7 protein-coding genes and 2 pseudogenes are annotated in these 7,849 nt (G+C 69.6%); 5 read left to right on the top strand and 4 right to left on the bottom strand.

What is annotated here, in order from left to right; genetic code table 11:
• Positions 1 to 101: 101 nt before the first annotated feature.
• Positions 102 to 1,259, top strand: a complete 1,158-nt coding sequence (locus ACWC0C_RS42425; RefSeq protein WP_450870070.1) for a sensor histidine kinase — start codon at positions 102 to 104, stop codon at positions 1,257 to 1,259.
• Entirely contained in the window at positions 1,250 to 1,918 is a 669-nt protein-coding gene (locus tag ACWC0C_RS42430; RefSeq protein WP_450870072.1) for a response regulator, read from the top strand. Before ACWC0C_RS42425 ends, ACWC0C_RS42430 begins: the two co-directional genes overlap by 10 nt.
• A 246-nt stretch (positions 1,919 to 2,164) precedes the next feature.
• Here ACWC0C_RS42430 and ACWC0C_RS42435 read toward each other — a convergent pair.
• Positions 2,165 to 2,335 (bottom strand): annotated as a pseudogene (locus ACWC0C_RS42435) (Tn3 family transposase); the annotation flags it as partial.
• Positions 2,336 to 2,912: 577 nt separating this feature from the next.
• Between ACWC0C_RS42435 and ACWC0C_RS42440 the strand changes: the two are divergent.
• Together ACWC0C_RS42440 and ACWC0C_RS42445 are read left to right on the top strand one after the other, a co-directional pair.
• A complete protein-coding gene (locus tag ACWC0C_RS42440) occupies positions 2,913 to 3,920 on the top strand; it encodes a polyprenyl synthetase family protein (protein ID WP_450870073.1) in 1,008 nt (335 codons plus the stop codon).
• A 133-nt stretch (positions 3,921 to 4,053) separates the two neighbouring features.
• Entirely contained in the window at positions 4,054 to 5,103 is a 1,050-nt protein-coding gene (locus ACWC0C_RS42445; protein ID WP_450870075.1) for a terpene synthase family protein, read from the top strand.
• 200 nt (positions 5,104 to 5,303) lie between these two features.
• Here ACWC0C_RS42445 and ACWC0C_RS42450 read toward each other — a convergent pair whose 3' ends face one another.
• Entirely contained in the window at positions 5,304 to 5,462 is a 159-nt protein-coding gene (locus ACWC0C_RS42450) for a hypothetical protein (protein WP_450870077.1), read from the bottom strand.
• 118 nt (positions 5,463 to 5,580) lie between these two features.
• Between ACWC0C_RS42450 and ACWC0C_RS42455 the strand changes: the two genes are divergently transcribed.
• Positions 5,581 to 6,078: a terpene synthase family protein gene (locus ACWC0C_RS42455; protein ID WP_450870080.1), complete on the top strand. Its 498-nt coding sequence runs from the start codon at positions 5,581 to 5,583 to the stop codon at positions 6,076 to 6,078.
• Positions 6,079 to 6,199: 121 nt separating this feature from the next.
• Here the strand turns inward: ACWC0C_RS42455 and ACWC0C_RS42460 are convergent.
• Positions 6,200 to 6,433: pseudogene (locus ACWC0C_RS42460) on the bottom strand (DciA family protein); the annotation flags it as partial.
• Positions 6,434 to 7,047: 614 nt separating this feature from the next.
• Positions 7,048 to 7,527 carry an HIT family protein gene (locus ACWC0C_RS42465; protein WP_450870078.1) on the bottom strand — a complete coding sequence of 160 codons (480 nt, stop codon included), beginning with the start codon at positions 7,525 to 7,527 and terminating at the stop codon, positions 7,048 to 7,050.
• Positions 7,528 to 7,849: the final 322 nt, after the last annotated feature.

Below are 7,849 nucleotides of genomic sequence, written 5' to 3' on the forward strand. Positions count from 1 at the left end.
GGGAACCTACAGGTGGCTGTAGTGCCGCGGGGGCTCCCGGCACGTACAGTGGCGCGTCCGAGGGCCGCTCCCGGTCCCGTACGACAGACGAGGGCGAACCAGTGCACGGCGTGATCGGCGAGGCCCGCGCACGGTTGGTCCAGACCGGGCGCAGCGGACGTTACCTGCTCGGCACCCTGATGACCGCGACGGTGACGCTCGTGGCGGCGCCACTTCTGTGCGTACCGTCGCTGGCGGCTACCTGGGCGGAGCGCCACCGCCGGCGCGCCGGGGCGGTGCTGGGCCGACCGGTGCAGCCGCGCCCGCGCGCCCTGCGCCGCGACCTTGCGTGGCTCGTGACGCAGGTGGCCACCGGCCTGCCCGCGGGCATACTCGCCCTGCTGTGCCTGGGCAACCTGCTCCTCACCCTCGTCGTCACCGTGGGGTGGTGGGCCTTTCCCACGTCGGATCCGCCACGGCTGCTGCTGCTCGATGTCCGTATCAACAGCTGGGCCTCCGCGCTGACGATCAACCTGGCACAACTCCTGCTCCTTGCGGCGCTGGGGGCCATCGCGCTGCCGCCACTCGCCCGGATGCACGCGCGGTGCTGCCTGGCAGTCCTGGCACCGTCTCCCGCGGAACAACTGGCCGCGCGCGTCACCGAGCTCACCCGGACGCGCACAGACGTCCTTCAGGCGCACAGCGCGGAACTCCGCCGGATCGAACGCGATCTGCACGACGGCACCCAGGCCCGGCTGGTGGCCATCGCCATACGGCTTGCCGTGGCCGGGGAGAGCCTTCCCCAGGACCCGGACGCGGCCGCCGCGCTCGTACGGCAGGCCCAGGCCGAGACCGAGGAGGCCATGACCGAGTTGCGCTCCGTCATCCGCACCATCTACCCGCCGGTCCTGGCCGACCAGGGCCTCGTCGGCGCGCTCGGCACCCTGGCCGACAGGGCCGGCGTGCCGACCCGCATCGACATCGGCGACCTCGGTGAGGTCCCTGCCGCGGTCGAAGCGGTCGCCTACTTCGCCGTCACCGAGGCGCTGGCGAACATCGCCCGGCACAGCCGCGCCACCAAGGCCGCCGTCCACGTCACCCGCAACGGCGCGATGCTGTCCGCACAGATCACCGACGACGGGACCGGCGGGGCGGACGCATCCCGAGGCAGCGGCCTGGACGGAATTCGCCGCCGCGCCGCCGCCCTGGACGGCACCATGAAGATCAGCAGCCCGCCGGGCGGGCCGACCACCATCACCGTGGAGCTGCCGTGCGTGTAGTCATCGCCGAGGACAACGTCCTGCTGTCCTCCGGACTCGAACTCCTGCTGGGCTCCCAGGGCTTCGAGGTCGCCGCGATCACGGAGGACGCCGCCGGCTTCCTCGCCGCCGTCGAGACCCACCGCCCGGACGTCACCATCGTCGACGTGCGGCTGCCCCCGACCTTCCGCGACGAGGGTATCCGCGCCGCCCTCCGGGCTCGCCGCGACCGCCCCGGACTTCCCGTCCTGGTCCTGTCCCAGTACGTCGAGCAGGAATACGCCGGCCGCCTCCTCTCCGACACCCGCGGCGGCATCGGCTATCTGCTCAAAGACCGGGTGAGCCGCATCGCTGAGTTCACCGACGCACTGCGCCGCGTGGCCGCCGGCGGCACCGCCATGGACCCCGAGGTCATCGCCCAGCTCCTCGCCGTCCGCAGCGATCCCGTCGACGCCCTCACCCCGCGCGAACGCGAGGTCCTGGCTCTGATGGCCGAAGGGCACGACAACGCCACCATCGCCCAGCGGCTCTTCGTCACCGACAACGCCGTCCACAAACACATTGGCAGCGTCTTCCTCAAACTCGGCCTGTCGGCCGGCGACAGCGGCCACCGCCGCGTCCGCGCCGTCCTGACCTACCTCCGCCGCCATGGCGGCACCGAACCCAGCGCTGTCGAGTAATCGACCGATCCCGCCTCGGCCGCCCGCCGGCGATGACCGGCGAACAGGTACGTCACGCCCGCGACCTGCTCGCCCGCCCGGAGAACACCGCACCTCGATCGCGAAACTCCTCGGCCCGCGCTGAAGGACGGTCGCCTCGCGCTCGCCGAGGCGACCAACAGGGCAGAACTGCCCCGGCCAGGCCAGAGGACTGATCACCGCCGTTTGCGGCTGGTGACACGGTTCTTACCGGCACCCCAGGTTGGCCCGCACCTTGATCTGCCTGTGGTAGCCGGGCTCGTCGGCCAGGCGCAGGATGTGCTGGGTCTTGGCGATCCGCCCGTAGTGCGCGATCGCGTCGCCGCGCGGGGTGGGGCGCCCGTCCCGCGACAGCATGCGGATCACGTCGTACGCACGCACCACGCCCGTGTGGATGGAGCCGATCCTAGAAGGCACCATTGTCCGCACTGCGGTCGGTGCGCCACATCTTGCACTAGGTACTGCAGTGGGACTTCACCATTCCTGCAAGGACTCGCACGAGTGCAAGTTGGGCTAGTGCTGGGTGGTGTTCGTTCCGGATCACGGAGCAGTGGGAGCCGCTGCCGGAGGACGGTGTGCTGGGGGGTCCGTGACCTGCCAGCTGCGTTGGATCCGGCCCCTGCGGACCGTGATGATGGACGAGTCGGCCACACCGTCTGTGTGCCGCATCACGGCACACCAAGTAGCTCCGAAAGCAGCCGGGTTGTATGCGCCGGGCGCGAGACGTTTCATCAGGAGCGCGTTGTGGTCCTTCAAGGGTGCCCCCGACGCGTTTTGGTGGTGTCGCCCACCGTCGGCGCCCCTGTGCGCCCCTTGCCGACGAGGGGCGTGGACGCGTCAAGTAAGGGGGGCACGAAACCGTGCCCCCCTCCGGCCGCGCGGGCGGCTGGAGAGCCGTCGGGAGGCTCCGGGTTCACTCGAGACTCCGGCACAAGGGAGGCGATCGGGAATGACGGTGGAGCCGAGGGTGCCCGCGGTGCGTGATGCTCAGGCGGTGCTGCGGGCGGCGGGGACGGAGACGTCGCCGGTGCTGCGGGCGGCGGTGGAACGGCTACCGGTGGGGATCCGGCATCCGGTGGGGGTGCACTTCGGCTGGTGGGACCGCACGGGCCGCCCGTTGCGGGGGCGTGCGGGCAAGGCGGTGCGTCCGGCGCTGGTGTTGCTGGCGTGCGAGGCGATGGGCGGGTCCCGGGAGGCCGGGCTGCCGGCGGCGGTGGAACTGGTGCACAACGCCTCGCTGCTGCACGACGACATCATCGACGGCGACCGGCTGCGCCGGGGACGGCTCGCGGTGTGGGCGGATCTGGGGGTGCCGGCGGCGATCCTGGCCGGGGACGCGCTGTTCTTCCTCGCCGTCCAGATCGTCGCGGAGGCACCGGGGCCGCTGGGCGCGTCGGGGCCGGGGACGGTGACGGCAGCGGTGCAGGAGCTGATCGACGGCGAGTACGCCGACACCCTGCTGGAGACCCGCCAGGAGGTGCCGGTCGCGGACGTCGTGGCAATGGCCCACGGCAAGACCGGCGCGCTGATCACCGCCGCCTGCGCCCTGGGGGCCGTGGCCGGCGGCGCACCCCCGTCGCGGGTGGACCGGCTGCGGGCGTTCGGCACGCACCTGGGGGCCGCGTTCCAACTCGTCGACGACCTCCTGGGGATCTGGGGCGATCCGGAGCGCACCGGCAAGCCGTGCGGGGCAGACCTGGCGGCGCGCAAGAAGTCCCTGCCGGTGGCCGCCGCGCTCGCCTCCACCAGTGAGGCGGGCCGGGAACTGGCAGAACTGTACGTCGGCCCCGGGCCGCTGTCCGCCGCCCGGACGGCACGGGCCGCACAACTGGTGGAGGCCGCCGGGGGCCGCGCCTGGGCCGCGCGGGAGGCCGACCGGCACATCCGTACCGCCCTGGAGCACCTGACCGCGGCCCGGCCCGCACCGGTGGCCGCGGCGGAACTGACCGCTCTGGCACACCTGATCACCGGCCGGGACCACTGACTCCCGCGCATTCCGCCCGTAGACAGGGAGATGACTCCGTGACCAGCGTCCCGCCCACCATCGAGCCCTACGACGGCTTCCTGACCTTCTGGATCCCCCTCGAATCCGCGTACGCCCCAACGCTCAGCAACTCGTGCACGACTGCGTGGCCTGGGCCCGCAAGAGCGGCCTGGGCGGCGGAGATCCGCAACTCGCCGAACTCTACGGCAACGCCGGCGCGCTTCTCACCGCCCATGTCTTCCCCCGGGCCACCGGGCCCCTCCAACAGGCCCTGGCCGACTACGGGGCCTGGGCCTTCGAGTCCAACGACCGCGTCGTCCCCGACCGGAAGGGGCACCTGGGCGAGGTCGTCCACGCCATCAACCGGTGGGCCCAGCTCATGCGCGCTCCCGGCACCTGGATGACGGATGCCGTCCCCTTCGAGGAAGCCCTGCGCGACGCGCTCGAACGCATCCGGATCCATGCCAGCGACGTGCAGTATGAACGGATGGTGCGCGGCCAGGAGACCTGGCTGCAGTACATGCTGTGGGAGACCGCCCTGCGCGAGAACAACCGGCCCCCCGGCGTCAACGAGTACCTGGCCATGCGCACGGGCTCCGGAGGCACCTACGCGACCATCGGCTACCTCGACCTCGTCCAGGACATCGAAACCACCGCCCCGGAACTCGCCGCGCCCGCCGTACGCGCCGCGGCCCACGCAGGCATCCTCACCGCAGTCCTCGACAACGACCGGTACTCGTGTTTCAAGGAAGAGTCCCTCGGCCAGGACAAGTACACCCTGACCGGCGCCCTGCGCACCGACGATCCAGCACTGAAGCGGCAGGAATCCCTGCGCCGCACCGTCCAGATCCGCAACACCGTCATGGCCATGTACCTGCACCTGCGCGATCAGGTCCTCACCGACGCCAGTGCCCAGCTCCACTCTTACTTCGAGGGAATCGACCGGGTCATCGCCGGGAACTTCAACTTCGCCACCACCGCCCTGCGCTACCTCGACCCCGCCACTGCGGCCCTGTGCCGGCACACCACCACCGCACCCCCCGACCTTGCCACCGACAACCCGTTGCCCTACCCCGCCATCTCCTGGTGGTGGGACCTGCTGAAAGCCCCTCACCGGCACGGCGGCACTGGCCAGCGGCACCCTGGCGGGTGCGGAACTTGCGCGCCCGTACGCGTGCTCTGACCCCCTGTCCGCAGCGGAGCCGGCCCGGGCCGCCTTGTTGATGGAGACAACCGGGGGCCGCGCGTGGGCGGTACAGGAAGCCGGGCGGCACGTCAACGCCACTCTGGACGATCTGATAGCCGCCCGTCCCGACCCAAGGCGGCGGTGGAACTGGCCGCCCTGCTGCAGATGATCGCTCACCGCAATCGGTGATAAGGAGATCACCAGGCATGCCTGCTCACACCGCGCTTTGCCCGGACCCTGGCGAGCCTGTCGGGCACGGACATCAAGCTCTTCACATGTGTCGGTATCAGACGGTTCGCCAGCGCGGGAATGCCGTTCATCAGCCCGGAGGCGGCAGTCGCGATGAACTGCTTCATCTACTGGGCTTTCCTGTGGGACGACTACATCGACAGCACCGGCGGCCTCTGCGAGACGTGCGTCGCATGATGGAGGAATGTCTGCCGCCCGAAGGCGTGCAAGCCCTCAAGGTCGAACATATGCACTGGCTCGGCGGCCAGCTGTGGAAACGCGCTCTTCAGCAGAGGCCGGTACCTCCCTCGATGGGTGAGTACCTGCGGATGCGCCGGCAGCGTGGTGCGTGCCTTCACCCTGGCCGTCTTCCACCCCTGCACCGTCATCAACGACCTGATCAGTATCGTCAAGGAGGCTGCAGCCGGAACGCACCAGGTCAACATCCTCACCGTGATGGCGGCCGAACATCACCTCGAACCGGCAGAGGCGCTGCTCAAAGTCTGGGAACTGTACGAACGCATGGTCATCGTCATGCTCCGCCTGCAACGCCAGCTCCTCGCCGATCCACGCCCCGCAGTGGCCCGCTACGCCAGCGACCTTCCCCAGTGGCTGCCCTCCACCATCGACTGGACCATACGCAGCGCACGGTCCAGACATCGCATGGTGGTGGGACCACCTCAAGCGGTGACCATGCCTGTGGACCATCGCTACAGCGGTCTTCCGCAGCTCCGTTTTGAGTAATTGGAGACCGGCGAAGGATCAAGGCATTCCAGAAACCTTGTCGGATCCTCATGGTCAGAGCACCAGCCAGCGGCGAAGGCCAAGCTGAACAGATTGACTTGACAGGGAAGACCCGCACGGTGCGCACCGCGTCCGTGCCGACCGCATGGTTGGCCGTGGCGACGATCCGCGCGCTGATCAGCCGGAGCTGGGTGGCGTAAGCGGCCGAGTCCGGACGAAGGTCCAGCTGACTGGTCTCCGGGTCGAACGCAATGGCCACGACGTGGCCCGGCAGCTGCGGGGCGACGGCGGCGGCGATCTCGGGCCAGCGGTCCAGGACACTGCCACCGGCAGCCGCCCAGGCCCGGTCGGCCATCAGGACGTCTCACCACCGCCACCGCCACCAGCCGCCAGGTCTTCTGCTCACCCACCTGCAAAGAGACCAACCGCCAGAACAAACCCGTCCAGCAGACCTGCCCGGCCTGCCAGATCGAGTTCATCACCACGGCCGGCCGACGCCGGATCTACTGCTCGGAAGAGTGCCGGATGACCTCCCCCACCAGCGAGGACGCCCGGGAGAAACGCACCTGTCCCGTCTGCGAGGGCCCCTTCGAGTCCCTCAGGGCTGTCCGCCAGATCTACTGTTCACCTGCCTGCCGCAAAGACGCCGAACGCAGACGTGACCAGGCCCGGGACGAAGACCGATCCCGCTGGCTCGGCGAGAGACACCGCCCCCACTGCCGGAGTTGCCACCGCAGCCCAAACCGTTCAGCCGAGCATCATCACGACAACCAACCCTGGAACGCGACCCGTTGGAGCCGACGGCGACCCGAAACTGTCCACACTGCCAGCAGCCGGTCACCATCATCGCGCTTCTGGCAACCCCGGAGTCGGCCCGCCCGTCAGTCCCCAGGGCCATCCCCGACATCGTTCCGCTGCGAAGGACTCCTTGACGTCCACCGACGGTCACTGAGCACCGGGCCCGCACGGTCAGGGCATCGGCCACAGCCGGTCCAGTTCGCTGCCGATCGCATCCCGCAGTACATCGTGCTGCGGGCCGAGCTTGAATCGCTCGTCACTCCACCGGTCGCGCGGATAGAGCCACACCGGCTTGCCCACCAGCTCGGTCGGCTCCCACTCGAACCGCGGCCAGACATGGGCATGCAAGAACGGGTCCGTGTTGCCGAGGATCTCCAGGTTGACCCGGCGGAACTCGGGGTCCAGTCGCTGGCAGGCGCGCTCAACCGCTTCTCCGAGCTGGTCCATGCCGGACAGAAACGACAGCCGTTTGGCCCTCGGCAGGTCAGACAGCCGTTGAACACCCGGCTCGTCCGCGAGGAGAACTGAGTACCCGGGCAGGAACTGAACGTCGCCGATCACCGCGAAGCCAGACTCAAGGCGCCGCAACACGGTCGGGTTCTCACCCCGCAGAGCAGCCCCGATCCGGTCCATCCGCCAGTCACCGGTCATGGCCCGAGCCTATCCGAAGGTGATCAAGACCTGCTCTTCGCTCCCCACCCTCCCCACTCACTTCAAGGACCAACCAGGCGAGGCAAGGAGCGGCCCCGGCCGTTTTCAAGAATCGCCATCATTGTCAGACGCTGCGGGCAGCATCACCGCCGTGAACGCCATCCGTACCACCCCGCCGCAGCCAGTCGACGTAACCGCGCTCTTCCCTCAACTGGCCCCGCTGGCGCGCACGGCGACCCGGCTGCGGCGGGGTGGTACGGATGGCGTTCACGGCGGTGATGCTGCCCGCAGCGTCTGACAATGATGGCGATTCTTGAAAACG

It is taken from the genome of Streptomyces sp. NPDC001709 (genome assembly GCF_053596375.1).